Annotated in this window: 19 protein-coding genes; 7 read left to right on the forward strand and 12 right to left on the reverse strand. The window is 35.9% G+C overall.

The annotated features are described in order from the left end of the window. Positions 1-30 precede the first annotated feature (30 nt). From ABD692_RS12190 to truA, 4 genes are all read right to left on the reverse strand, one after another. On the reverse strand, positions 31-1,209 hold the full coding sequence (locus ABD692_RS12190) for a FecR family protein (RefSeq protein ID WP_344767319.1): 1,179 nt from the start codon (positions 1,207-1,209) through the stop codon (positions 31-33). An 80-nt stretch (positions 1,210-1,289) separates the two neighbouring features. Then, positions 1,290-1,871: an RNA polymerase sigma factor gene (locus tag ABD692_RS12195; protein ID WP_344767321.1), complete on the reverse strand. Its 582-nt coding sequence runs from the start codon at positions 1,869-1,871 to the stop codon at positions 1,290-1,292. A 36-nt stretch (positions 1,872-1,907) separates the two neighbouring features. Next, positions 1,908-3,674, reverse strand: coding sequence for an ABC transporter ATP-binding protein (locus tag ABD692_RS12200; RefSeq protein ID WP_344767323.1), 1,767 nt, complete (start codon positions 3,672-3,674; stop codon positions 1,908-1,910). A gap of 109 nt (positions 3,675-3,783) precedes the next feature. After that, positions 3,784-4,536, reverse strand: a complete 753-nt coding sequence (gene truA / locus ABD692_RS12205) for a tRNA pseudouridine(38-40) synthase TruA (RefSeq protein ID WP_344767325.1) — start codon at positions 4,534-4,536, stop codon at positions 3,784-3,786. Positions 4,537-4,619: 83 nt separating this feature from the next. Here truA and ABD692_RS12210 point away from each other — a divergent pair, with 83 nt between their 5' ends. From ABD692_RS12210 to ABD692_RS12240, 7 genes are all read left to right on the forward strand, one after another. Next, entirely contained in the window at positions 4,620-5,075 is a 456-nt protein-coding gene (locus ABD692_RS12210) for a DUF4293 domain-containing protein (protein WP_344767327.1), read from the forward strand. Positions 5,076-5,082: 7 nt separating this feature from the next. After that, positions 5,083-5,871 (forward strand): hypothetical protein, encoded by a 789-nt coding sequence (locus ABD692_RS12215; RefSeq protein WP_344767329.1) that lies wholly within the window; start codon positions 5,083-5,085, stop codon positions 5,869-5,871. A 145-nt stretch (positions 5,872-6,016) separates the two neighbouring features. Continuing rightward, positions 6,017-7,951, forward strand: coding sequence for a DEAD/DEAH box helicase (locus tag ABD692_RS12220; protein ID WP_316756627.1), 1,935 nt, complete (start codon positions 6,017-6,019; stop codon positions 7,949-7,951). A 164-nt stretch (positions 7,952-8,115) separates the two neighbouring features. Beyond that, positions 8,116-9,630 carry a peroxidase family protein gene (locus ABD692_RS12225; RefSeq protein ID WP_344767332.1) on the forward strand — a complete coding sequence of 505 codons (1,515 nt, stop codon included), beginning with the start codon at positions 8,116-8,118 and terminating at the stop codon, positions 9,628-9,630. 319 nt (positions 9,631-9,949) lie between these two features. Then, on the forward strand, positions 9,950-11,794 hold the full coding sequence (locus ABD692_RS12230) for an alpha-L-fucosidase (protein WP_344767334.1): 1,845 nt from the start codon (positions 9,950-9,952) through the stop codon (positions 11,792-11,794). A gap of 69 nt (positions 11,795-11,863) precedes the next feature. After that, positions 11,864-13,450: a bacillithiol biosynthesis cysteine-adding enzyme BshC gene (bshC, locus tag ABD692_RS12235; protein WP_344767336.1), complete on the forward strand. Its 1,587-nt coding sequence runs from the start codon at positions 11,864-11,866 to the stop codon at positions 13,448-13,450. Between the two features lie 105 nt (positions 13,451-13,555). Continuing rightward, positions 13,556-14,641, forward strand: coding sequence for an Ldh family oxidoreductase (locus ABD692_RS12240; protein ID WP_344767338.1), 1,086 nt, complete (start codon positions 13,556-13,558; stop codon positions 14,639-14,641). 193 nt (positions 14,642-14,834) lie between these two features. On the opposite strand, the gene ABD692_RS12245 is transcribed toward ABD692_RS12240, so the two are convergent. From ABD692_RS12245 to ABD692_RS12280, 8 genes are all read right to left on the reverse strand, one after another. Beyond that, a complete protein-coding gene (locus ABD692_RS12245) occupies positions 14,835-16,259 on the reverse strand; it encodes an alpha-L-fucosidase (RefSeq protein WP_344767340.1) in 1,425 nt (474 codons plus the stop codon). A gap of 54 nt (positions 16,260-16,313) precedes the next feature. Further along, on the reverse strand, positions 16,314-17,909 hold the full coding sequence (locus tag ABD692_RS12250; RefSeq protein WP_344767342.1) for a SusD/RagB family nutrient-binding outer membrane lipoprotein: 1,596 nt from the start codon (positions 17,907-17,909) through the stop codon (positions 16,314-16,316). An 18-nt stretch (positions 17,910-17,927) separates the two neighbouring features. After that, positions 17,928-21,164 carry a SusC/RagA family TonB-linked outer membrane protein gene (locus ABD692_RS12255; RefSeq protein ID WP_344767344.1) on the reverse strand — a complete coding sequence of 1,079 codons (3,237 nt, stop codon included), beginning with the start codon at positions 21,162-21,164 and terminating at the stop codon, positions 17,928-17,930. A 122-nt stretch (positions 21,165-21,286) separates the two neighbouring features. After that, complete coding sequence (locus ABD692_RS12260) at positions 21,287-22,477, reverse strand: ROK family protein (RefSeq protein WP_344767346.1); 1,191 nt, start codon at positions 22,475-22,477, stop codon at positions 21,287-21,289. Positions 22,478-22,617: 140 nt separating this feature from the next. Further along, positions 22,618-23,814: a signal peptidase I gene (gene lepB, locus ABD692_RS12265; protein WP_344767348.1), complete on the reverse strand. Its 1,197-nt coding sequence runs from the start codon at positions 23,812-23,814 to the stop codon at positions 22,618-22,620. Between the two features lie 102 nt (positions 23,815-23,916). Then, the gene (gene dapB / locus ABD692_RS12270; protein WP_344767350.1) at positions 23,917-24,651 is read right to left on the reverse strand and encodes a 4-hydroxy-tetrahydrodipicolinate reductase; all 735 of its coding nucleotides are present in this window, start codon (positions 24,649-24,651) and stop codon (positions 23,917-23,919) included. Positions 24,652-24,682: 31 nt separating this feature from the next. Next, complete coding sequence (locus ABD692_RS12275) at positions 24,683-25,402, reverse strand: DUF5683 domain-containing protein (protein ID WP_344767352.1); 720 nt, start codon at positions 25,400-25,402, stop codon at positions 24,683-24,685. Then, positions 25,402-26,307 carry a ParB/RepB/Spo0J family partition protein gene (locus ABD692_RS12280; RefSeq protein ID WP_316756598.1) on the reverse strand — a complete coding sequence of 302 codons (906 nt, stop codon included), beginning with the start codon at positions 26,305-26,307 and terminating at the stop codon, positions 25,402-25,404. Before ABD692_RS12280 ends, ABD692_RS12275 begins: the two co-directional genes overlap by 1 nt. Position 26,308: the final 1 nt, after the last annotated feature.

Below are 26,308 nucleotides of genomic sequence, written 5' to 3' on the forward strand. Positions count from 1 at the left end.
TTTTGGCTTTACACCGTTTATTTGGTTAGTTTATTGTTGTGATAAAATCTTGAGTTTTCGTCCTTCTTCAAGTTCAAACTTGATGTTTCCAGTCTTTTCGAGCATTTTTAATACTTCTGATAATTTAGACGTTCTAGATACCATTCCATTGTATCGCTTTGCTGGAATATTAGAATAGTCGATTTTAATATCGTACCATCGTTCTAATTGATTTAGGATAACTTTTAATTCCGAATCGTTAAATTGGAATAGTCCGTTTTTCCAGGCGGTTTCATCATCGGTATCCACATCAGTAGCTACTTTGATAGATGATTGTTCTCCAATACCGCTAACTGCCTGTTCGCCTGGTTTCAAAATCTTCGAAGACTTTGAATTACTTATCTGAATGCTACCTTCTAATAATGTTGTTTTGATTGTCTTATCGTCTAAATAGCTATTAATATTGAAATGCGTACCCAATACTTCTACGTGTTGGTTTTGGCTCTGCACCCGAAAAGGCATCGACTTATTCTTTGCAACTTCGAAATACGCTTCACCTGTGAGTACAACCAAACGCTGTTTTCCAACAAATGCCTCAGGATATTTTAGTGACGATGCAGCATTTAGCCAAACCTTAGTTCCATCTGGCAGGATAACCTGATATTGACCACCTTTTGGGGTTGAAATTGTATTAAAGGCTATGCTTTTATCAGCATCTAATGCCTTACTGTTCAAAATTGTATAAATCAACTGTCCATCTTTTTCTTTGGAAATTTTGATGCCATCTTGGTCGCTAATATCTGATGATGTGTTTTCATCCAGAATTACTATAGAACCATCGGCTAATGTTAATGTTGCCTTGTTTTTACCAGGCAGTATGTCCAAACTATTTTTCTTTGTTTGAGCAAAACTTGCTGTCGTAGAAGAATTTTGAACTTGAAAATAATAGACCCCTCCAAATACAATCGCCAAAAGTGCTGCTGCAACTGAAATGTATTTAAATAGAGGTTTTATTTTTGATTTTCTAGTTGAACCTATTTTCGCCTGAATGGCTTTGAAATTTGATGCTTCAAAATCTTTTATTTCCTCCGAAGGATTTCCATCTTCATTTTTTTCGCCAAGAAAATTATAATATCCTTCAACAAATTTTATTTCATCGACATTTGCTGTGCCAGATAAATAACGTTCAATAATTTTCTCTAAATCTTTTCGGTTAGGAAACGAATTCATTTTTCTGGTTTTTATATACTATGTACCAGAAGTTGGGAAATCTCCCAAAAAAAAATACTGAAATGATATATGAAGAGAAGTTATCTAAGAAAGGTAAAACATATTGATATCAAAAGCATATGCGTAAGCCTAAATTTTAGTGCATGTGTAGCCGTCGTTAATTGGTTTTGTACAGTTTTTTGAGAAACATTCAGCTCAACAGAAATTTTAGTTGTGGATAAGCCCTCGAAATAATGAAGCAGGAATATTTTCCTCCGCTTTTCTGGTAAGGCCTTAATAAAAAGTTCTATTAATTCTCTAACTTCTTTTTCCAATAATTCTCCGTCGGTTTGTAAGGGAGAAATTAGTTTCTGCTCAAAAACCTCGCTAAGCGAATTGTTTTTACTGCTTTTTTGAATGTGCTTTAAAACCTGAAAACGTACAGCCGTATGTAAATAAGCTAAAGGTTTCACCAAATCAAGCTCCGCTTTTCTGTTCCACAAATCGGCAAAAACATTTTGAATAACATCCTGGCATTTTTCCTTTTCGGGTAAGCGCTTGTAGGCAGCGTTGTAAAGTTCAGGCCAATAAATTTTGTAGATTTTGCTAAAAGCCTCCTCATCTCCTTGCTTTAATAAGTCAAAGAGGTAAAAATCTTTTTCACTATTTCCTGTGGTTGCCAAAAATTATACTAGTTGAGAAACCAAACATAATCAATTTCAAGAACTTTTAGCTATCCCTTCTGATGAGAATTGCAAATCGTAAAGCTTTTTGTAGTAACCATTTAACTTAAGCAATTGCTGATGCGTACCTTTTTCTTTGATTTCGCCTTTATCTAATACAATAATCTGATTGGCCTTTTGAATGGTTGATAAACGGTGAGCAATTACAATCGAAGTTCGGCCATCCATTAAGTTATCAATTGCCTTTTGAATCAGTAATTCGGTTTCGGTATCTACGGATGAGGTTGCCTCATCCAAAACCAGTATTGCAGGATTGTGCACCAATGCCCGAATAAAGGAAATTAGTTGTGCCTGGCCCGCTGAAAGTGTAGAACCTCTTTCCATTACATTATATTGGTAGCCACCTGGTAAACGTTCGATAAAATCGTGTGCACCAACTTTTTTCGCGGCATTTACTACTTCTGCAATCGTAATTTGAGGGTTATTTAAGGTGATGTTGTTAAGAATTGTATCTGAGAACAAAAACACATCCTGCAAAACCGTTGCAATATTGTTTCGTAAATAATCAAGCTTAAAATCTCTAATACCTATTCCATCAACAGTAATTTCTCCCTTTTTAACTTCGTAAAAACGGTTTAAAATATTTATGGTTGATGATTTCCCTGCGCCAGTTGCACCAACCAAAGCAATGGTTTCGCCAGCTTTTACGTTAAAGGTTAAATTTTTTAAAACATAATTCTCTTCGTTGTAAGCAAACCAAACGTTTCTGAATTCGATATTTCCTTCTAGCCTTGCTGGCTCTATCGTTCCATTATCAATGGTTTTCTCGTCTGTATCCAAAACTTTAAAAACACGTTCTGCACCCACCATGCCCATTTGCAAAGTGTTAAATTTATCCGCCAGTTGGCGAATTGGCGTGTAAACCATGGCCAGATACATGATAAATTGATTGATTACACCAGGCGTAATCGAGCTACTGAAAATGCTTTTACCTCCATACCAAATCAGCAACGCTAAAGACATGGCCGAGATTAACTCTACAATTGGAAAAAAGATAGAATAATACCAGTTTGAGCGAATATTTGCATTGCGATAGCGTTTATTAATATTGTAAAATTTCTTATACTCCTGTCTTTCTCTGGCAAAATATTGCACAATAGAAACACCGCTAATGTGCTCTTGCAAGAAAGTATTTAAGTTAGCAACTTCAGTTCTTACTTCCTGAAAGGCAGCTTTAATAGACTTTTGAAATTTTCTTGTCGCTATGATTAACAGCGGAACAGGAATTAAAACTACCAACGTTAACTTCCAATCTATGGCTAGCATTACGCCAACGATTACAACAACTTGCAAAGAATCACCAATCATGGAGATTAGTCCTTCCGAAAAAATATCAGCAATGGTTTCCAAATCAGAAACCGTGCGGGTAATTAACTGGCCAATAGGCGTTTTATCGAAATACTTTAATCTTAATTTTGTAATGTGATTGAATACATTTATTCGCAAATCTCGAATTACCGATTGACCTAAAGTATTGGTTAAAAGTGTTTGACTGTATTGAATGATGGTTTGCAGTACCAACATTAAAATCATAAGCATAGTCATGGTAACCAAGCCATTATAGTCGCCTTTTAAAATAAAGTTATCTAGTGTATAACCTATTAAAAACGGACGTACAGGAGAAATTGCAGCAAGTAAAACCGTAAGAATTACTGATAAAACAAAGACAGCACGATAAGGCTTAACGTACTGAAAAATACGCTTCAGCAATCCTGTGTTATATACTTCGCCTGTTACTGCCATTTTTATGGGTTATGGGTTTAGAATTTACTTAAGCAAAAGCTTAATTGGTTACGAATTTTTATTATTTTTTTTACAGCCAGATCAATAACTCAAAACCTGTAACTTTTAACTAGTTTATAAATGGATATTCTACCTTAACTAAAAATAAACCACAAGCAGGTACCGATTGCCCAGCGTTGCTGCGATTTTTACTATCTATAATTGCTTTAAAATCATCAATATTAATTTCGCTTTTCCCTACACGAACCAATGTACCAACAATTGCTCTAACCATATTTCTTAAAAAGCGGTCGGCTTCTATTGTAAAAACAATACTTCCGTTTTGTTCTTCAACAATAGCCTGCACAATTTTGCAATTATTGGTAAAGGTTTGAGTATTGGATTTACTAAAGCAAGAAAAATCAGTATAATTTAATAGTTCAAATGCAGCTTTATTCATCAAATCTATATCTAATTTATCTTTTACCAACCACGAACGGTTAAGTTTAAAAGGATCTTTTTCGAAATGAATATAATACTTATAGGCTCTGGCTGTAGCATGGAAACGAGCGTGCGCATCCTCACTAACAGAAATAACCCTTTTTGCTGCTATTTGATAAGGCAATAGGGCATTTACACCCGCTATTGAGTTTATTACTTTACTTTCTTCAATATTTTCTACATCAAAATGAGCAAAAAACTCTGTTGCATGTACACCAGCATCGGTTCTGCCACAACCTAAAGTTTCTATTGGCTGTCTAAAAAAGGTAGACATAGCCTTATCCAACAACTCCTGAACGGTTATGGCATTAGGTTGAATTTGCCAGCCATGATAGGAGCCGCCATCGTAAGCGATTTGTATGAAATATCTTTTTTTACTCAAAGTGATGCAAAAATACTTTTTTCCTTTTATTCATGATGTTGTAAATCGGAATTAAATATATTTGTCGGAAATATTTGATTAACATGATACAGAGAATACAATCGATCTGGCTTTTACTGGCAACATTTGTTTTAATTTTAATGTTGCTTTTACCCATAGCAACAAATGTTGGAGGTAAAGAATCAGTGGTTTATATCAAAGGAATGCAGCAATCTTTTAGCGGAGATGGATTACTAGTGAAAACTAATATTCCGATGTTACTTACAGGAATAGTTATAACATTAATATGCTTTGTAAACATCTTCAACTTTAAAAGAAGAAGTTTACAAAAGAAGATTATTGTTTTTACAATCGCTGCAATTATTGGTTTTGCTTTTTGGTGTAGTATATATCTTAAACAACTTCCAACTGGTATTGAAGGTGCAAGTTTTGGCGTTGGTGCTTATATGCCTGCTCTCGCCATCTTATTTCTTGTTTTAGCAATTTTCGGTATCAATAAAGATGAAAGATTAATCCGTTCGGCAGAAAGGTTAAGGTAACTACCGAATGTCGAATTCCATTAAACAAACTTATTTTACAAAATTCAAAACTCAAATAGACCATCAAATTATTCCTGCAAAGTTTAATTTGATGGCTAATAAACCACACGAGCTTTGTTTAATAGCGGCAGATGAATTGCAGCATTATTTAAGCAAACAAACAGATTGGGTTCACAATTTTGGTTTATCTCATCAAGGTGAAGGTTTAATTATTGGAAAAATGTTCGGCGTTCTGGTCGTTCAAAATCAAGAAAATGAAATTGGCTATCTTTCAGCATTTTCGGGTAAATTAGCTGGCAGTAATAATCACCTCAAATTTGTACCCCCTGTTTTTGATTTATTAGCGAAGGATGGCTTCCTTAATAATGGAATGCAAGAACTTAGCCGCTTAAATCAGGAAATAAGAGATTTAGAAACAGTAAACCAAAAAGAGCACCATACATTAATTAAAGATTTAAAATTAAATCGAAGAAATCACTCTGTAGGCTTACAAAATAAAATTTTCGATCATTATCATTTTTTAAATCAAGCTGGAGAAGAAAAAAGCTTGACCGAAATTTTTAAAGAAGAAGGCCATAAAAACCCACCAGCTGGCGCTGGTGAATGCGCTGCTCCTAAACTTTTGCAGTATGCTTTTCAACATAAAATGAAGCCAACTGCGCTTGCAGAGTTTTGGTGGGGGCAATCGCCAAAGTCAGATTTCTGGAAACATGGCCATTTTTATGCTTGTTGTAAAGAAAAATGCGAACCTATTTTTAAGCACATGCTTAACAAAACTGACGTCCAAAAAGGTTAACCAGAACCTGCAATCAAGCTTATTCCCATCAAAAAAAGCTTAAGCATTAATTTACAGGCTTTTACATTAAAAAACTATTTCGTTAACCATCAATAAAATACGGATTATTAACCGTACCTTTGCGGCTTAAATAAATAAAAGACGAATGACAAACCCATTTCAATTATTGGGGATAAGTGATGACGTCGTTAATGCCGTAAAGGACCTTGGATTTGAAACTCCAACGCCTATTCAGGAGCAAAGTATTCCTGTACTGTTAGAAGGCACTAATGATTTTGTTGGTTTGGCCCAAACAGGAACAGGAAAAACAGCCGCATTTGGTTTGCCGCTGTTAGAACTAATCGATTTTAAACTTAATAAACCACAGGCATTAATTTTATGCCCAACTCGTGAGTTATGTTTACAAATCGCTAACGACCTTAAAAACTTTTCTAAAAACGTTGCTAATGCCCACGTTGTTGCCGTTTACGGTGGCGCGAACATTATGCAACAACTACGCGAAATACGCCAAGGCGTTCAAATCGTAGTGGCCACGCCCGGCCGTATGTTGGATATCATTGGCCGTAAGGCAATTGATTTTTCTTCAGTTAAATATGTTGTGCTTGATGAAGCTGACGAAATGTTAAACATGGGTTTCCAGGATGACATTAACGACATTTTATCAACTACTCCTGATGACAAAAAAACCTGGTTATTCTCGGCCACAATGCCTGCAGAAGTTCGCCGTATAGCTAAAAACTACATGGATAACCCTGTAGAATTAACCATGGGCACAAAAAATACAGGTAACGTAAACATCGAACACGAATATTATATTGTTCGTGCCCGTGATAAATACGCAGCCCTAAAACGTATTGTAGATTTCAACCCTGAAATTTTTGCAGTAGTATTTTGTAAAACCAAATTGGATACACAAGATGTTGCTGAGCATTTAATTAAAGATGGTTACAATGCTGATGCTTTACACGGCGATTTATCGCAACAACAACGTGATAAAGTTATGCAACGTTTCCGTGAGCGTAACATGCAATTATTAATTGCTACTGATGTTGCTGCTCGTGGTATCGATGTAAGTGGCGTAACTCACGTAGTTAACTATTCTTTACCTGATGAGATTGAAAGTTATACCCACCGTTCTGGCCGTACTGGTCGTGCTGGTAAAACGGGTATTTCAATCTGTATTATCAACTCTAAAGAGTTAGGTAAAATTCGTCAGTTAGAGCGTATTATTGGTAAACAGTTTACTAAAGCTGAATTACCTACCGGATTTGATGTTTGTGAAAAACAATTATTCTCGTTAGTACATAAAGTACACAATGTAGAAGTTAACGCAGAACAAATCGAACAGTACATTCCTCGTATTATGGATGAATTTGCTGAATTGAGCAAAGAAGAAGTAATTAAACGTTTTGCATCTTTAGAGTTTAACCGTTTCTTAGATTACTATTCTAAAGCACCTGATTTAAATGCAGCTGTTGGTGATGATCGTGGTGAAAGAGGCGAACGCGGCGAAAGACGTGGACGTGGTAGCGAAGGTTACACTCGTTTATTTATCAACTTAGGTTCGGTAGATGAGTTTACCCGTGGCGATATGTTATCTTTTATCTGTAACAACGGTAAAATTGCTGGCAAAAGCGTTGGTAAAATCGATTTAAAAGGTGTTTTCTCTTTCTTTGAAGTTGAAGATGATGTTGCTGATAAAGTTTTTGAAGGCTTTAAAGCAGTTGAATTCAACGGTCGCCAGGTTCGTATCGAAAAGAGCGGAGATGGTGGTCGTGGTGAAGGTGCAGGCGAAAGACGCGGTGGCGGTGAAAGACGTAGCGGTGGTTTTGGTGGCGAACGTAGAAGCGGCGGTGGCGGCGGTTACCGTGGAAACGGTGGCGGTGGCGACAGAAGAAGTTCTGGTGGTAGCGGACGTAGAGAAGGCGGAAGTCGTGAAGGTGGTAATAGTGGTGGCGGTTTCAGAGATTTCTCTGGACGTAGCCGTGAAGATAAAGGCGGAAGTCGTGAAGGTGGAAGCGGACGTAGAGAAGGTGGAAGTCGTGAAGGCGGAAGCGGCGAACGTCGCAAAAAATGGTAAATTACTAAACCAAATATTTTACAAGCCGTTCCAATTTATTGGAGCGGCTTTTTTGTTAAAAATCATACCGTAAAAAGCGTATAAAACGCAGAAAAACACCTAAATACCATATAATCAATTCATTAGTAATTATATTTAATAACCTAAAAACCAAATATAATACTATGAGCAGACATGGAGCACTTTATCAGGACATCGTTCCTTTCACATCCCGCTATTATGACAAAGGAAAATTTGGCAGAATTTTCCCATCGTTACCATCCTTCGCACCAGACACAACAAAAGTTAGAGAGGCGCTGAAGGATATTGGTAAAAAAGGTGGGATTATGGATGCAAAGGATGATTTAAGTCAAAACCCAATTGATTTAATTACAAACCCTGCATTACAAGTAAACAATCCGAATTCGCCAGTTATGAGTGCTGGAATGACCTTTTTGGGTCAATTCATTGATCATGATATTACTTTTGATCCAACTTCGAGTTTGGAGAGACAATCAGACCCTGAATTTATTGAGAATTTTAGAACCCCGAGTCTGGCATTAGACAATGTTTATGGTAGCGGCCCAGGCGCATCACCTCATCTTTATGATCAATCGGATGGTATGGGTATTAAAATGTTATTACACTCATTAGATTCAAAAGGGAAAGATGATATCGATAAATTTGATGTGCCAAGAAACAATCAGAATACAGCGCTAATTGGCGATCCTCGAAACGATGAAAACCTAATTGTTTCGCAACTCCAGGTGCTATTTTTAAGATTTCACAATATTTTAGTAGATGCCATTAAAGTAAAATATCCTACAAAATCTCCATCGATTATTTTTAATGAAGCACAAGAGCTAGTGCGGTGGCACTATCAATGGATACTTCTCCATGAGTTTCTCCCTTTACTTTGTGGACAAGATATTGTTAATGATGTATTGTTAAACGGTAGAAAATTTTACGGCTGGCATAACCAACCTTATATTCCTGTAGAGTTTTCTGTAGCTGCATATCGTTTCGGGCATAGTCAGATTCGTCCATCCTATCGTGCTAACTTTGGCATTGCCAATAAACCGAATCCGACTCCATTTTTTGCAGATATTTTTGATTTTAATGCCGATCATACTCATCCAGATCCTAATGATTTACGCGGGGGAAAACGGGCGGATAGACGATTTTTAGATTGGCATACTTTTTTTAATCTCGGCGATGGGAGCATCCGGCCTAATAAACTGATTGATACTAAACTTTCATCACCATTATTTCAGTTGCCAGGCTTTGCTTCAGCAGATGTTATTTCTTTAGCGAGCCGTAATTTATTAAGAAGTTTAACTTTCAGTTTACCATCAGGTCAAAGAGTTGCCCATGCTATGCGCTTACAGCCATTAGGTGCGGATATATTTGATGATTTAAAACATTACAAAGTTAACTTTGAAAATAGCACCCCACTTTGGTTTTATATTTTAAAAGAAGCAGAAGTACAACAGATGGGCTTGCGCTTGGGTGATGTTGGTGCACGTATTGTTACAGAAGTTTTTGTAGGACTATTGGAGGGAGATAATACTTCTTTCCTGAGCCAAAATCCTTTTTGGAAACCAACATTACCTTGTTGGGAGCCTTATCGCTACAAAAAAGATTTTACAATTGCTGATTTAACAAGGGTGGCAGAAGGAAAGATACCAGTGATATTGTAATTGATGATACAGTTTTTATTAGAAATTCAAGTTTAATCTTGTAAACACATAACGACCAAGGAAACCAAATTGTGGAGCCTGGTTTGGATACAAAATTCCAGATGTGCCTTGACTAGCTAACAAAAGTTCTTGTTTGCTAGGTTGTAACCTAAGCCTAAATCTGTAATTACACGCCCTGTTAATTCTTGCCTGTTTGCCACACTACAACATCAGTAGTATTTAACTTTTTAGATACAATTTATTCAGAATCGTTCTAAAGGACTATCCTATTAGCCTTGGAAGAAAATTAGGTTATATTTACTCTTAAAAAATTTTATAAATGTTTTCTAAAAATTTAACCTTAATACTTATTCTTTTACTTTTTGGTTCTAATGTTAATGCGCAACAAAAAGCCGATTTAAACAAAATGCAATGGTTTGCTGATGCAAAACTCGGCGTTTTCATCCATTGGGGCATATACTCGGTTAATGGCATTTCCGAATCGTGGGCTTTTTACAACAATTATATCAACCACGAAAATTATATGAAACAGCTTAGTGGGTTTACTGCTACAAAATATAATCCACAAGATTGGGTAAATTTAATTAAAGAAAGTGGTGCCAAATATGCAGTTATTACAACCAAACACCACGATGGTATTTCGCTTTGGAACACCAAAGCCCCAAAAGCAACTACAACATTAAATAATAGTGCTGCAAAGAAAGATTTGATATCACCGTTCGTTACCGAACTTAAAAAATCGGGGTTAAAAACTGGCTTATATTTTTCACTTCCCGATTGGAGTTATACTGATTATGATGTTTTTACCAGAGAAAGAAAACGCTACGATTCAAAAGCAGATTTGCAGAGGTGGAATAGATATTTAAATTATTATCAAAGCCAGCTGAAAGAACTTTCTTTACAATATAATCCAGATTTATTATGGTTTGACGGAGATTGGGAACATACACCAGAAGAATGGCAAAGTGATAAAGTTCACAGTTTATTGAAAGTTAAAAACCCGAACATAATCATTAATTCGAGATTAGATAAACATGGCGATTATGATACGCCCGAACAAGGGGTTCCTGTAGTAAAACCAAACGCCAAATATTGGGAGCTTTGTTATACCATGAACGATTCCTGGGGATTTCAACCTTATGATAACCATTACAAATCATCTAATATGATTATCAGAACTTTAGTTGATTGTATTAGCATGGGTGGAAATTTATTGTTGGATATAGGTCCGAAAGCAGATGGAACAATTGCACCAGAACAAGTTAAAATTTTAAAAGATTTGGGCCGCTGGACTAATAAACACAGTGAGGCAATTTACGAAACGCAGGCAGGAATTGCAGACGGACATGTCAATGCAAAAACGGCTCTATCGAAAGATAAAAAACAGCTTTACATTTATGTTGATTTCAAAACCACAAAAGGCATTGTATTAAAAGGCATTAAATCAACAATAAAAAAAGTAGAAATTATTGGAAGCAAAGCTGAAGTTAAATCGACAAAGTTTAACGATACAGATTATATTTTTGATGTTAAGGAAAATGATTTTGATAATGATGTTACCGTGATAAAAGTTTTATTCAACGAAGAAATTCAATTATCAGATAAGAAAGAAAATCCACTTTCTTTACAAGCATTATTTGAGATTACCCATGCAATGGATTTTACGAATTTAAACTTTAGAACCCTTGCTGGCGATATAAATAATGGAGTAAATATTTTTAATAGCACCAATCTTATGGCAGATGGCGTAGGGTTTAAATCAGGAATACAAAATGCAAAAAATAGTGTAAATGCCTGGGTGGTTAAAAATGCAGAAGCTTTGTACAAAACTACATCTGGAATTCCTTTTGGTCATTACACAGGAAACACAGCTTTATCCGCAGATAAACAAACGCTTTATCTTTTTGTAGAGGGAACGCCAACAGGTCCAATTGCTATTAAAGGATTAAAAAATAACATCAGCAGAATTAGAGTTGTTGGCGAAGGCACCATGCTACCGCACGAAATTTATAACAAATTATACTGGAGTAAAGTTCCTGGAATTATTTACATCGATATCCCGAAAGACAAATTGGATCGGCAATTAACTGTTATCGCTGTGCTTTTAGATGGGCCAATTGATTTGTATAGAGAAAAAGTTGGAGCTATTGAAAGCAACCTGTAATTATTTAACAATTGTAAAATAGTTATTCGACTTTATAATTATCCTCAAATTGAGTTACTTTCGCTGATTATGCAGGCAAAATATATTTCCTATCAGGAAACTGGTTCGTTTTCGAAACTGGTTTTAGATTATATTAACAATGAAGAGCAGCTAAAGGCTTTTTACAGTTATCGCCCTGATATGGCTGGCTTAGCCGAAGCATTAGAAAAAAGACATTTCATGGGCGATAGAAACACCCTTGTTGAGGTCTTGAAAGATCAATACCAGCATTTAACGCCCAACAAATCGGTTAGTAAAAACATCGAACTTTTAGGCTTAGATAATACTTTTACAGTTACAACGGGGCACCAACTAAATCTGTTTACAGGGCCGCTATATTTTATCTACAAAATTGTAACAACAATAAATCTTGCCATTGAGCTAAAAATTGCACATCCAGATAAAAACTTTGTGCCAATTTATTGGATGGCTACCGAAGATCACGATTTTGATGAGATCAACCACGTAAGTGTTGATGAGAAAAACATCAGCTGGATTCAAAATACAAATGGTGCAACAGGAAGATTAAGCACAAAAACTGTTGCCGCAGCTGTTACTGCTTACAAAGGTTATTTGGGCATTTCTAAAAATGGAAAACGAATTGCAAAATTGGTTGAGCAAGCATATTTAGAACACGATAATTTAGCAGATGCAACACGGTATCTGGTAAATAATTTATTCGAAAAATATGGTTTAGTAATCGTAAACGCAGATAATCCTCAATTAAAAAAACAGTTTTCGAATATTATAACAGCCGATGTTATTGAGCATAATAGTGCTAAAAACATTAATCAAAGTTCCAAAAACTTAGAAGATTTAGGTTACAAAACTCAGGTTAACGGTCGGGATATAAATTTTTTTTATTTAAAAGATGATTTACGCGAACGCCTGATTTTTGAAAATAATAAATATTCAGTCAATCATACTGAAATAAGTTTTACAGAAGCCGAACTCAGGACTGAAATAGAAAGCCATCCAGAACGTTTTAGTCCAAATGTAGTAATGCGCCCGATGTATCAGGAAGTTATTTTACCAAACATAGCTTATATTGGTGGTGGCGCAGAAGTAGCTTATTGGATGCAATTGAAGGCTAATTTCGATTATTACAAAATTGATTTTCCTGTGTTACTTTTACGTAATTCGGCTTTGCTGGTAGATAAGCGTAGTGCACAGAATTTATATAACCTTGGTTTTTCTTTACAGGATGCATTTTTACCTGTTGAAGAATTAAAAAATATTTGGGTACAAAGAAATTCTACGGCTCAATTAAGTTTAGCTGATGAAACAAGAGCCATCAATAGTATTTTTGACCAGATTAAACTGAATGCATATAAAATAGATAAAACACTTTCTGTTTCTACTGATACCGCTAAACAAAAAACCAATCATTTACTTGCCAACCTCGAAAAGAAACTATTTAGAGCTGAAAAGCGCAAACATGAAACAGCTTTAATTCAGATTGACAATGTAAAGAAAAGGCTTTTCCCCAATGGAACGTTGCAAGAGCGAATTCTAAATATAGCGCCAATGTATGTAAATTATGGTGAGGATTTTCTTTCATCATGCATAGAAAACTTCGAACCGCTTGGCGGAGACTTTACTTTATTGTTACCTTAAAAACTCTGTTGTTGCGAAGTAAAAAGCAATTTTAAAAATAATGCAAATAAACAGTCGAATTTTTAGGATTGCTTCGTAACTCGCGATGACAACAAATTGCATAAAATGAATTTCATAACCTTTACCGAATCTAATCTTCGAACATTTACTTTCAACGTTTTCAAAAAAATGGGCTGTTCTGATGAACATGCTGAACTTGCAGCTGATGTTTTAATCCGTTCTGATTTACGCGGAATAGATTCTCACGGTGTGGCTCGTTTAAGCGGGTATGTTCGTCTTTGGGAGAAGAAACGGATTAATGCTACGCCAAACATTAAAATTGTTCATGAAACACCAACTACAGCAACTATTGATGGCGATGCTGGCTTAGGTTTGGTTGTTGCGCCTTTTGCCATGAAGGTTGCAATAGAAAAGGCTGAAAAATATGGCAGTGGCTGGGTTTCAGTAAAAAACTCCAACCACTTTGGTATTGCAGGTTATCATGCTTTAATGGCAGTTGAAAAAGATATGATTGGTATCAGCATGACGAATGCAAGCCCTTTAGTTGCACCAACTTATGCCAACGAACGGTTGTTGGGAACCAATCCGATGTGTTATGCTTTTCCAGCGGGAAAATATCCGCCTGTGATCGTAGATATGGCAACTGCAGCAGCTGCCAATGGAAAATTAGAGATTGCCCAAAGGGCTAATAAAGATATTCCCGATGGATGGGTTCAGGATAAAGACGGTGTAAATTCTAACAACCCGAACGAATTAAAAACTGGTGGTTCTTTATTGCCATTGGGTAGCGATAAAGACCATGGTAGCCATAAGGGTTACGGTTTGAGTGCTACGGTTGACATTTTATCAGCTGTACTTTCTGGGGCGAATTACGGCCCTTGGGTGCCTCCTTTTGTTGCTTTTTTAGAACCATCGGCCAACCCTGTCGGCGAAGGTTTAGGTCATTTTTTAGGTGCGATGCGTGTAGATGGTTTCCGCCCTGCTGAAGACTTTAAAAACCACCTTGACAATTGGATAGAGCGTTTTAAAAGTGCAAAAACAATCGATCCTGAGAAGAAAGTTATTATTCCGGGAGAACCAGAACACGAATTTGAGCAAGAAAGAAAAACCAACGGTATCCCTCTAATCGATGTTGTAGTTAACGATTTAAATGAGCTAGCCGAAAAATTAGGAATTGAAGGACTGAAGTAATCGCATAAAAAAGCCGTGGATATAACTAAAATCCACGGCTAAAAAAACTAACTAATACTTATGGTTTAACCTACCATAAAAGGCAAAATCTTTTATAATTTACCTGTTAAAGGGAACGCATTTTCAGAAATATTGCGGTTCTAGATTTGCTCGAAATACCATAACCTTGAGCCACAACACTAATCTGTAAAGTTTACTGAGGTGTAAATTCGAAAGCTAAAGCTGCACTTTTTTCAATGTTTGATAAGGATAAAACCGTTTCGCCATTTACAATTTGCCATTTCACCTTTTTACCTGTTGATAAAAGAATAATTTCAGTTCCCTTTTTAGGAAAACTTCCCTTCCATTTTACCGCTTTTATATTGGCTTCATCTTGTTTTAAGCAATATATAGCAAATTTCTTCTTAGCATCTTTACTTTGTGTAAACCAAAATTGACCATCATGATAATCTTTTGTGATTCGGGTGTTGTAAATAGCCTTTCCGTTTTTAGATGTCCATTTACCAATCTCGTTTAATTGATTAGTTACCTCAGTTGGTAAAGTTCCATCAGGTTTTGGTCCAACTCCAAGCAATAAACTTCCACCTTTGGCTACAATTTCCACCAATTTATGAACCACTTCTGCGGCTGATTTATATTGATCATTTGGTACGAAACCCCAGGCACCTCCTAACGTCATGCAGCTTTCCCAGGGATAATCCAATTGTTTTTCTGGAATTCTTTGTTCAGGGGTTTGATAATTCTCGTAGGGTCCATGAACTGTTCGATCGACCATTAGTAAACCAGGTTGTGCATTTCGGGCCATGGAAGCAATTTTTGGCATATCGATATCTTGGCTCCATTTTGGTATGTTTGCGCCCCACGATAAAACTTCTTCATTTACCGTTTCCAGCGGACGAACCCAACCTCCATCAAGCCACAAAATATCTACACTACCATAATTATGCATTAACTCACTGATTTGATTGTAGGTAAAATCTTTAAATTTGTTCCAACGCCAGGGATACTTTTTAATGTCATAATTGTTATTTCGATCTGCCGTAGCATATTTTTGCCACCAGTAATACTGCGAGTGCCAATCGGGTTTAGAAAAGTAGGCGCCTATCATAAAGCCATCTTTTCTAAAAGCATCAAAAACGTATTTGGCTACATCTGCTTTAGGGTTGCTGGCAAAAGGACCTTTAGCAATACTAAAGTCGCTTTGTTTGGTATCAAACATCGCAAAGCCATCGTGGTGTTTAGTTGTAAAAACGAGGTATTTCATACCTGCTCGTTTACCCGCTGCCGACCATTGTTCAGGGTTAAATTTTGTCGGATTGAATTGTTTACTAAAATCCCAGTACCACTTTTTATAATCATCATAAGAAATAGTCGAATCTCTTTCTATCCAATCTTCAGAGCATAAAGTCCAGGATTCTATAATTCCAGGAACTGCATATAATCCCCAATGGATGATCATTCCAAATTTCTTGTCTTGCCAAGTTTCTAATTTTTCCTTTACTAATGGATCTTTTGGCCATTCGTAAGTAGTTGACTGTTGTACAATATCATTCCGTTGTGCGTATGATAAAATGGAGCAACAGCCAATTAAAAGAGATAGTAGGAGTTTTTTAGTCATGATTTATAAAAGAAAAATCCCAGCCTAAATGGCTGGGATTAGTAACTTATTCGTTTATGGCATCCAGAAAATCTTAGTTTTTCTAGTGTCTTTTGATTGAACTGCTTGATAATTTACACTATTCAATGTTTTTTCCTTTGCAGGATAGATTAATCTTGTTGGCGGTGTATCAAATCCTGATAACTTTCCTGCTGTTGGGAATGTTAATACAGGGAAACCTGTTCTTCTATACTCCGACCAAGCTTCTGTTGATTGTAAAACACCGTAGTGAATCCATTTCTGATTGTAGATTAAGGCTAATTTGGCTGCAGACGCACCTGCATAAGTTGCAGTTGATGTATTTACCCAAGTATCAACTACTGTTGTTGCAGGAGCTGCTACATTTTTAAAGCCACCGCCCTGATTTAAATTGTTAAGGTAATGGTAAAAAGTCACCGATTGTCTTAACGCATTATCATAAGCTGTTTTTGCATCTGCTGTGCTTCCCCATCTTTCGTAAGCTTCAGCTTTTAAGAAGTTAACTTCAGAAGCCGTAATTAAAATTCCAGGTAGTTTTTGGTTATACAAAAACGTTGCAGAATCTAAAACTGAATAATCTGCAAAGCTGTTCTCTTGTTGTGTAGTAGTAAAAGTAACTGGCATTGCTTTATAGTCTGCATTTTGAACAAATTTACCACTTACTGTGCGGCCAAATTTATCGTAAATTACAGGAATACGAGGATCGTTCGCAGGCAACATTACGGTATTTAAAGCATAGTCTGTTGCATACCAGGCACCTTCAAAAAATGCATCATGCAAATCGCTTGTGCTATTTGTTAAAGTTTGCAGTAAAACATCTGAAGTTGCAGGGTTGTAAGTACCTAGATTTCCACCATCCACTAAAGGTGTGGTTGTTTGATTTCCTAACATGGCTAAAACCGCTGTTCTGGCTGTAGTTTCATCTGTTTTAGAAATGCGCATTAACAATCTTAAACGTAATGAGTTTGCATAGCGAGCCCACATATTCATACTTCCCTTTAATAAGATATCTGATTTAGAAAATGCTGCTGTTGTAGTATTGGTATTAAAATAAGTACCTGCAGAGGCTAAATCAGCAATAAAGGTTGTATAAAGTGCCTTTTGTTCGTCGTATTTTGGATTATTAATTGTACTGGTAGAGTTAAGACTACCAGCCGCTGAATATGGAATATCGCCCCACAAATCAACCATTTTAGCAGCTTGCTCAATTAAAACAACTTTTGCAGCTTGCATAATTGCTTTCTGATTAGCCTGTTCAGCAGCTGACAAAGAATTGTATTTCAATTCCATTACACGGTATTGTGCCATAACGCCACTACCGTTACCGCCAGTGCTATAGAAATCATCCCAATATTGCTGAGAATAACCATCGCTCTGCTGATAAATGGTATTTCCATTCGATATGTAACTCGTTTGTGCATATACACCTGGCATCTGTGTTAAAAAGGTACGAACATTCCAGTATTTAGCTGCTACTCTATCATTATTTAACATCCCAGTAAACAAGCCTGGTAGATTTGGGTCTAAGACTTTTTCTGGGTTATTGAATTTGTCTTCAAGATCCTTTTTACAACCAACCACGGTAGTTATTGCAATTAAAAGAAAGCTTGCTTTTATAATTAACTTTTTCATAATTCTTTTCTTAGCTGATTAAAAGTTTGCGTTTAATGAGAATCCAAAATTTCTCGATGCTGCTGTAGAACCTACGTCAACACCTTGCGACCACCATTTATTGCCTAGAGGTGCCTCAGGATCTAAATCTTTTAAAGTACGGTGGATGTAAAACAAGTTACGTCCGATTAATGAAAAACGAAGATTTGAAATACCAATCTTTTTTGTAAAAGTGGCTGGGATTTTATAAGTCAAGGTAATTTCACGCATCTTAATATAATTATTTTTAAAGATTTCAGCCTCAGTTAAAGATCCTTCACCCCAATTAAAAGTTGTTAAATAGTAATCAGCTGCAGAAAGAACTTTTGTATTTGGCAAACCTGTAGTTTGGTTAACACCTTGTAAAAGCACCCCATCATTGTAGGTTTTTCCATTACTGGTGTAACTAATACCACCGCTAGCAGCATCTCTAAATTCCATCGAGTTTTCGAGCATACCTGCGCCACGCATATATTTTAAGTTAGGTGCAATCATTTTGCCACCAAAACGATAATCAATTGTAAAATCTAAAGCAATGTTTCCATAGCTAAATGTATTCGAAAATCCACCGACTGCTTTAGGCATGATATTACCCGCTTTAACATAAACAGAGTTATCCATTACATAAAAACCGTCATCATTAATTAAATTGTTTCCGCTAGCATCTGTTTTTCTAGGACGGATATAAATGTTACCCAATTCTTCACCTGCTCTTGCAACAATTTTAGCTGTAGATTGATCTGAATTATAGAAATTGATTTCAGAATCTGCGTCCTTTAATGAATTTACTTTTGATTTGTTAGTAGAAAAGTTAAACCTTGTATCCCATCTAAACTTCCCTGCTATCGGAGTAGCATTTAAAGCTAATTCAAAACCTCTGTTTCCTATTTCGCCAACGTTTACAATTTGGGTTTGGGCACCGTTTGTAGAACTTACATCTAATGGTAAAATCTGGTTTTTAATTTTGTTATCGTAATAACTTACATCTAAACCTAATCTACCGTTAAGAAAACGTGTTTCCAAACCAAACTCAGCCTCATGTTTTTTCTCTGGCAACAAACCTAAGTTTCCGTAAGATCGTGCTGAAATAATTGAAGGAACGGATCCGTTTATCGTTTGCAAAGAAGTTTGAGTATAAGAGATATTTGATTCATATACTGGAGGCGCGTTACCTACAACACCGTAAGATGCTCTTAATTTACCATATGACCAGAATTTAGGTAATTGCCACAAATCGCTGAATACAAAACCACCATTAACCGAATAGTAAGAATATTGATTATTTGCAGGAGGTAGTGTAGATACATACTCCTGACGTGCTGTACCCTCTACAAATAAGAAATCTTTATAGCTTAGGTTTAATAAACCTAAGTAAGCGTATTTTAATTGCTCTTTACGAGATTCTGTAGTTTCAGCTACACCGAATGAGTTTGATAAAGCAAAGAAGTTTTCAGTTACCAAACCGTCTCTTGTATTTGATCTCAAGTCTTTATAGGTTTCTTTTCTACCTTGATAACCACCACTTAAGGAAACATTAAAATCTTCTCCAATTTTATTAGAATAAGTTACCAATGCATCTCCGTATAATATCGAATACTGACCTTGACTAGTTGTATAAGAACCAGTGCTTGTATTGCCATTTAATGCGCTTGGAATTTCAGTAAACTGACGATTTTCGGCTTTAACACCTGTATAGTCATTACCAATACGACCTCTGAATTTTAAATTTTTAGCAAAATCATAATTCAAAGTAAAACTAGATAATAATCTGTTTTCATTCTCGTCGTAAGTATTTTTTAACTGTTGCCAGTAAAAGTCTAATAAGTTTGTTGCTCTAATATTATAAACAAATGGCTCAGGGCGAGCTGTTTGATCGAAAGTTGAATATTTATAACCGTTACTCGTTTGGTATTTTTCTTTCATTAAACCCATATCTTCAGCACGGCTAAAGAAACCAGCAAATGAACCTAAAACTTGTCCCAATTGATATGGTCTGTTTCTGGTTTTAGTATTAACATAACTAACAATAACATCAGCAGATAATTTAGGTGCTAACTTAACTGTTGAGTTTAAGTTGAAAGAATTTTTAGAGCCTGTATTTCCTGGTTGAGTTCCTTTGTAATCGAGTCTTGAAGCCGAAAAACGATAGTTTAATGCTTCAGTTTGATTAGATATTGCAACATTCGCATTCGAAGTGTACCCTGTTTGATAAACATCTCTATAGTTGTTTGGCTGAGGAGAATAAGAACGAATAGAACCATCCCACCATCTTACCTGCTGGCCATCCATTTTAGGACCAAAGTTAGCGTAAGCTCTGAAATATGGTCTTAAACCTGTTGGAGAAAGTGGATCTGCAATCCATCCTTCTTCATTTGCACCGTTAGCAACGTTAGTTTCTCTATCGTAACCAGGACCGTAGGTGTTTTGAAAATTAGGTAGAAAAGCAACTTTGTCCATAGAACCTTGATAATTGAAATCAATACCAAGACCTCTGTTTTTTGAACCTTTCTTTGTGGTAATAACAACAACGCCACTTCCAGCATCGGAGCCGTATAGTGCAGATGCACTTGCGCCCTTTAATACCGTTAAGCTTTCGATATCTGCTGGGTTAATATCCAAAATACCATTACCACGAACACGTTGATCATCCCAATAGTTATTGTTATTTGCTCCAGCTGCACCATTCTGCCCATCATTTCTGATCATTACTCCATCAACAACATAAAGCGGCTGTTGATTATAGTTAATTGAGTTAATACCACGAATTTGAACATTTACAGCGCTACTTGCACCACCTGGTGCAGTTGTAATTTTAACACCAGCAGCTTTACCATATAATGCAGAGGCAAAATTGGTATTACCAGCTTCCGTTAATTGTTTCGCTGTAACCGTACTTACTGCGTAACCAAGAGATTTTTCTTGTCTCTTAATACCCAAAGCTGTAGTTACAATGTTTACATCATCAAGTTGGTTAGCACTTTCCTTTAATACAATATTTAGTGTTGATTGATTGGTAAAAGGAATTTCTTGTTTAACATATCCAATTGCGGTAAAAACAACTATTTCGTTCGAGTTTACAGAAATGGTGAATTTACCCAGAGCATCCGTTTGCGTTGCTTTGGTTGTTCCTTTAATAGAAACACTAACACCAGGTAGTGATCCCGATGCATCTTTCACTGTTCCAGTGATATTCTTCTGTGCAAAAACTGTTATTGTTGATAAGACTAACAATAACATACTTAAGCATCTTAAGTACATTTTTTTCATATTTAATTAGGTTATTGTTTGATTAGTTTTGTTTAAGGGGGTATTCATTGCGGTTTTTTATTTCTCCATATTTTATTAATTAAATTATATTATCATTCAAATTGACTGTATTCTACTATTAAACTTGCTGCCGCTAATAATTCTGCTTCATCAGTAAGGGTTGATAATTTGATCGTTGTTAATTCTGATATCCGTGGCATGCAAAATTGGTTTATAGCTTGTTGAATTGATGGCAATAACATTTTTCCAACTTTAGCTCCTCTTCCACTTAAAACAATGCATTCCGGATTTAAAATATGCATCAAGGTTGCCAACCCTTTTCCAATTTGAAAGCCCGCTTGAGAAGCTATGCTTATAGCCAGCGGATCTTGCGCATTAACGGCATCTAAAAAGTGATCTCTGGGCTGCTTGCTTTTATCCTGAAAAAGAATCTTCATGCTTGATGCAGCACCTTCTGACAAGGCTTTCTCTGCCTTTTCTGCCATCACCAATAATGAAGTATCAACCTCTAAGCAGCCTCGTTTGCCACAAGAACATAAATTATTACTATCTGACAATGGAATATGACTGAATTCACCTGCATAACCGCTACTTCCTCGGTATAATTGCCCGTTCACAATAATTCCCAATCCAGTTCCCCAGCCAATGTTAACAACCATCACGTCTTTTAGATCAACAGCTTCACCAAAATTCAATTCTGCTAAAGCAATTAAACTCGAGTCATTATCAATATAAACTGGAAGTTTTATTTCTGTAGTAAGGTATTCGCGTAATGTAGAGCCATCCTTTACAGGGAGATAGGATGAATTAACGCCTAGCTCAGCATTTACGAAACCAGGCATCCCAACACCTACACCTATAATATCTTTTCTGCTGATATTTGATTCATTAATGCTTTTGTTTACGAAATCGATAAGTGTTTTTACATCACTATTATCTTTAGACATGTTAAAATCCAAATACTGCGTTGGAATTACCACATTACGAGATAAATCGTAAATGTTTAATCTGGTAATTAACTGATCCATTGCTACTGCAACGATAAACTTTTTATGATTCGGATTAAGCAGGTAAATTGACGCTCTTCGGCCACCTGTTGATGGCGCTAAGCCTTGCTCGATGATATAATTCTCTGCTATTAAACCGTTTACAATAGAGGTAACCAATGGCAAGCTTTTTTTGGTAAGCTTACTCAAATCCGTTAACGATAACGTTCTTTTGTAATAAAGATGCTTGATAATATCTGCCCGAAGACGTTGATTTTTTTCAATTATTACAGACATTTTTATTTGGTTTATTGGCAAACTTAATAATTTTTAACAAAAGAATGGCATACTTAATAATTTTTTTTAAAAGTTTTTTCCAAATAAAAAAGGCTTAAATCTCTTTAAGCCTTTTTGTTATGTTTTTTTGTGGTTAATTCTTAATGAATTCCTCTAAGCAATCTACTCCAGCGTATTTTGTGCAAGAAAGACCCTTCACTATCCCAACTCATCCAAATAAATAACGCTTTACCAACAATGTGATCTTCTGGTACAAAACCCCAATAACGAGAATCTGCTGAATTATGGCGATTATCACCCATCATCCAATAATAATTCATTTTGAAAGTATAAGAAGTCGCTAGTTTATCATTGATATACCAATCTTTACCCTTCTGTTCTACCTTATTACCTTCGTATGTTCTAATAGCCCTGTAGTATAAAGGCATTGTATTGCTATCAATATTTACGGTCCATCCTTTTGCAGGTATTTTTATTGGTCCAAAATTATCTCTATTCCAAACACGATTTGGATCGTGAGGGAATGTACCACCTGGTTCAATTTCAGTTGCTGTTGCAGCCGTCATTTTCACCGACTTAACAAAATCAAATGCCCTTATTTCATCAGCCATTTCTGGCGATATTTCTACACTGTAAGTATTTGCAGCAATCGGCTGCATATCTCCCATTTTCAAATTCAAATCATCAAAAACGTTGTAATTGAAATCCATGGTTTTGAACTGAATAATATAAGGCATCATGCCTGTATTTTTTAACGGTTCATCCTTGCCATTAACATTGGCTATACCGTTCTTCATACTGATCACATCACCTCCAATGCCAATACAGCGTTTAATAAAATTTTCTCTTTTATCAACCGGCCTGCTAATTATAGTAAACTGGCTATGAATTGAAGCCCTTCCGTATTGCCGAACTAAATCGTAATAGCTTGGAACCTGATTTTCGACCGCAACGGTATCTCCTTCTGGGAAATTGAATACCACAACATCATTTCTTTTAACTTCTGATAAACCTGGTAAACGACGATATTTCCACTGAACTCCATCCCAATAAGCTTTTGTAGAGGTTGTTAATGGCATAGTGTGATGAGCAAAAGGAAAAGCAACTGGAGTCATTGGCACACGAGCACCATAATTAACTTTACTTACGAAAAGAAAATCCCCAATTAACAAAGAACGTTCCATCGAACCAGAAGGAATTGTGTAAGCTTCAATAAAAAACACCCTGATAATTGTTGCAGCCACAACTGCAAATACAATTGCGTCTACCCACTCGCGGGTTTTGGTTTTTTTCTTTTTATCGGCATCCTTTTTCTTCTGCCAGAATTTGTAATTCATATATATTAATTTTAACGGTTTAAATTAATTAAACCGATTAACGTTTATCTGATTCCATTTTAGATTTCAGCATTTTTCTTTTCCGCCGCAATCTTTAACTTTCTATTCAAAAATATCAGTAATACTGAAAAATCCTTTTTTGTCCTTCAACCACTCGGCCGCCACAACTGCGCCTAAAGCGAAACCAGCTCTGCTATGCGCTGTATGCTTAATTTCAATCTCATCAACTTCGCTACTGTAAATTACGGTATGTGTGCCTGGAATATTTTCTATTCTGTGCGATTCGATAAGTAATTGTTCTGCCTTAGGAAACAAATCTACATCTGTACCTACAACTTCATTTAGCCATTCCGATTTTCTATCCAGATGATCTACTATACCTTCTGCAATTGTAATCGCTGTACCGCTTGGTGCATCTAGTTTTTGGGTATGGTGAATTTCTTCTACCTGAACCTCATAAGCTGGATAATTATTCATCAGCTTTGCTAAAGTTTGGTTCAGTTTAAAGAACAAATTAACGCCAATACTAAAATTAGACCCATAAAGTAGCGTATTGTTACTACTATTACATTCATTTTTAACTTCCTGTAATTTACCATACCAACCAGTTGTACCTACCACTACTGGCACATTTGCATCAAAACAAATATTTATATTATTCAGTACAGAATCTGGTGTGCTAAAATCTATCGCAACATCGGCTGCTTTTAAATTTTGACGGGTGAGTTCTTCCTGATTATCGATTGAAATTTTTAAAACGATTTCGTGACCGTGTTCCAGAGCAAATTTCTCTATAATCTGGCCCATTTTACCATATCCTAAAAGCGCAATTTTCATTGAGTAATATTTTAGTTTTATTGTTATTGGTTTAAAATCTTAAAGATAGTTTTAATGCAGGAGATCCGTTAAAACCATACATCATATTTGGATTATTTATTAATGTCGGACTGATTTTAAATGAGATTGTATCGTCAATATTAAAATAATTCAACCTTGCAGCAACATAAGCATCAACAACATTTACCGCATAAACTGCAAAGTAAGAAAATATTACAATTTGGCTATTTCTTTTGTAAATGGATTGAGCATTTAACACATTCGTATCATCATATCTTGCTATATCTGGATTTTCCTTTTGCCCTGGATTTCTAGCTCTAAACTGCGCTTCTTTTAAGAAAATATTATAATTTTTACGGCTTTCGATATAAGATAAGGTTAGCGCCGTAAAACCGCCATAAATTAACCCAACTTTACCTAAGGTATAGGTTCTTTGCCAAAAATGGCCTGTTTTTTCGCCTTTGGCATTCAACTTTTCATTTAAAAGCTGGTTGTTATATAATTGCCCCCATCCTGGAATAATTAGAGATCTGAAAATCGCTTTCCTCCCTGCAACCTTACCTGGATTTACATATTTCTGCTTTATCGTATCGGCTTTTTTATTAGAAGAATCTATTCTAACTGCTCTTATCGGAGTAGTTTTTATTGTATCTGCAGGCCTTAATAATGTATCTTTAACCTGGCCCAAAGCCAGATTTGCCATACAGAAAGTAAGTATAGAAAAAATTATTAAACGCTTTAATTTCAGCATTACCAATCTAATAACTCTAAAATTCTATTTAAGTCATCATCGCTTACAAAAGGAATCTCAATAGCACCTTTACCATTTTGAGTAACCTTTAATTTTACACGAGTTGCAAATTTAGAAGCCAAATCATCTTGTAATTTTTGATATTGAAATGAAGCTGATTTTTCTTTAGGTTTTTCAGTTTTCAAAGGCAAATGATGCAAGTTACGAACCAACTCTTCGACTTTACGAACCGACAAACCTTTTTCTAAAATCTCTTGATGAATAAATAACTGTTTATCTACGCCATCTACATTAATTAATGCTCTTGCGTGCCCCATAGAAATTCTTTGATCGCGAATAGATGCCTGAATTACTGGTGGAAGCTTTAATAAACGAAGGTAGTTAGTTACCGTTGTACGGTTTTTACCAACTCTTTCGCCCAATTGCTCTTGTTTTAATCCAACCTCATCAATCATTCGCTGAAAACTTAAAGCAACTTCTATTGCATTTAAATTTTCACGCTGAATATTTTCGATAAGAGCCATTTCCAACATCTGCTGGTCGTTAGCACTTCGAATATAAGCTGGAATTTGAGTTAAACCTGCCAACTTTGAAGCTCTGAACCTACGTTCGCCAGAAATTAACTGATACTTATTTGCACCAAGTTTTCTAACCGTAATTGGCTGAATTAAGCCCTGCACTTTAATCGAATCTGCAAGCTCGTTTAATGCAACCTGATCAAATTCGGTACGTGGCTGGTATGGATTGGTTTCAACTTCCGTTAAACTTACGTGACTGATATTACCAATCTGCTCGGTTTCGCTAACAGCATTTACCTGCTGTTTCGGCGGATGAGAAGATTCGCTATCATCTAAAAGCGCACTTAACCCTCTTCCTAAACCTGTTTTTCGCTGAAAAGATGTCATC

Source organism: Pedobacter ginsengiterrae (assembly GCF_039537385.1).
GTDB classification, from domain to species: Bacteria; Bacteroidota; Bacteroidia; order Sphingobacteriales; family Sphingobacteriaceae; genus Pedobacter; species Pedobacter ginsengiterrae.

Bases quoted from the DNA above. Each gene is read 5' to 3' on its own strand.
- ABD692_RS12190 (WP_344767319.1), bottom strand. From the start codon at position 1,209: ATGAATTCGTTTCCTAACCGAAAAGATTTAGAGAAAATTATTGAACGT.
- ABD692_RS12200 (WP_344767323.1), bottom strand. From the start codon at position 3,674: ATGGCAGTAACAGGCGAAGTATATAACACAGGATTGCTGAAGCGTATT.
- ABD692_RS12210 (WP_344767327.1), top strand. From the start codon at position 4,620: ATGATACAGAGAATACAATCGATCTGGCTTTTACTGGCAACATTTGTT.
- ABD692_RS12215 (WP_344767329.1), top strand. From the start codon at position 5,083: ATGTCGAATTCCATTAAACAAACTTATTTTACAAAATTCAAAACTCAA.
- ABD692_RS12220 (WP_316756627.1), top strand. From the start codon at position 6,017: ATGACAAACCCATTTCAATTATTGGGGATAAGTGATGACGTCGTTAAT.
- ABD692_RS12225 (WP_344767332.1), top strand. From the start codon at position 8,116: ATGAGCAGACATGGAGCACTTTATCAGGACATCGTTCCTTTCACATCC.
- ABD692_RS12230 (WP_344767334.1), top strand. From the start codon at position 9,950: ATGTTTTCTAAAAATTTAACCTTAATACTTATTCTTTTACTTTTTGGT.
- bshC (WP_344767336.1), top strand. From the start codon at position 11,864: ATGCAGGCAAAATATATTTCCTATCAGGAAACTGGTTCGTTTTCGAAA.
- ABD692_RS12240 (WP_344767338.1), top strand. From the start codon at position 13,556: ATGAATTTCATAACCTTTACCGAATCTAATCTTCGAACATTTACTTTC.
- ABD692_RS12245 (WP_344767340.1), bottom strand. From the start codon at position 16,259: ATGACTAAAAAACTCCTACTATCTCTTTTAATTGGCTGTTGCTCCATT.
- ABD692_RS12250 (WP_344767342.1), bottom strand. From the start codon at position 17,909: ATGAAAAAGTTAATTATAAAAGCAAGCTTTCTTTTAATTGCAATAACT.
- ABD692_RS12255 (WP_344767344.1), bottom strand. From the start codon at position 21,164: ATGTTATTGTTAGTCTTATCAACAATAACAGTTTTTGCACAGAAGAAT.
- ABD692_RS12260 (WP_344767346.1), bottom strand. From the start codon at position 22,477: ATGTCTGTAATAATTGAAAAAAATCAACGTCTTCGGGCAGATATTATC.
- lepB (WP_344767348.1), bottom strand. From the start codon at position 23,814: ATGAATTACAAATTCTGGCAGAAGAAAAAGGATGCCGATAAAAAGAAA.
- dapB (WP_344767350.1), bottom strand. From the start codon at position 24,651: ATGAAAATTGCGCTTTTAGGATATGGTAAAATGGGCCAGATTATAGAG.
- ABD692_RS12275 (WP_344767352.1), bottom strand. From the start codon at position 25,402: ATGCTGAAATTAAAGCGTTTAATAATTTTTTCTATACTTACTTTCTGT.
- ABD692_RS12280 (WP_316756598.1), bottom strand. From the start codon at position 26,307: ATGACATCTTTTCAGCGAAAAACAGGTTTAGGAAGAGGGTTAAGTGCG.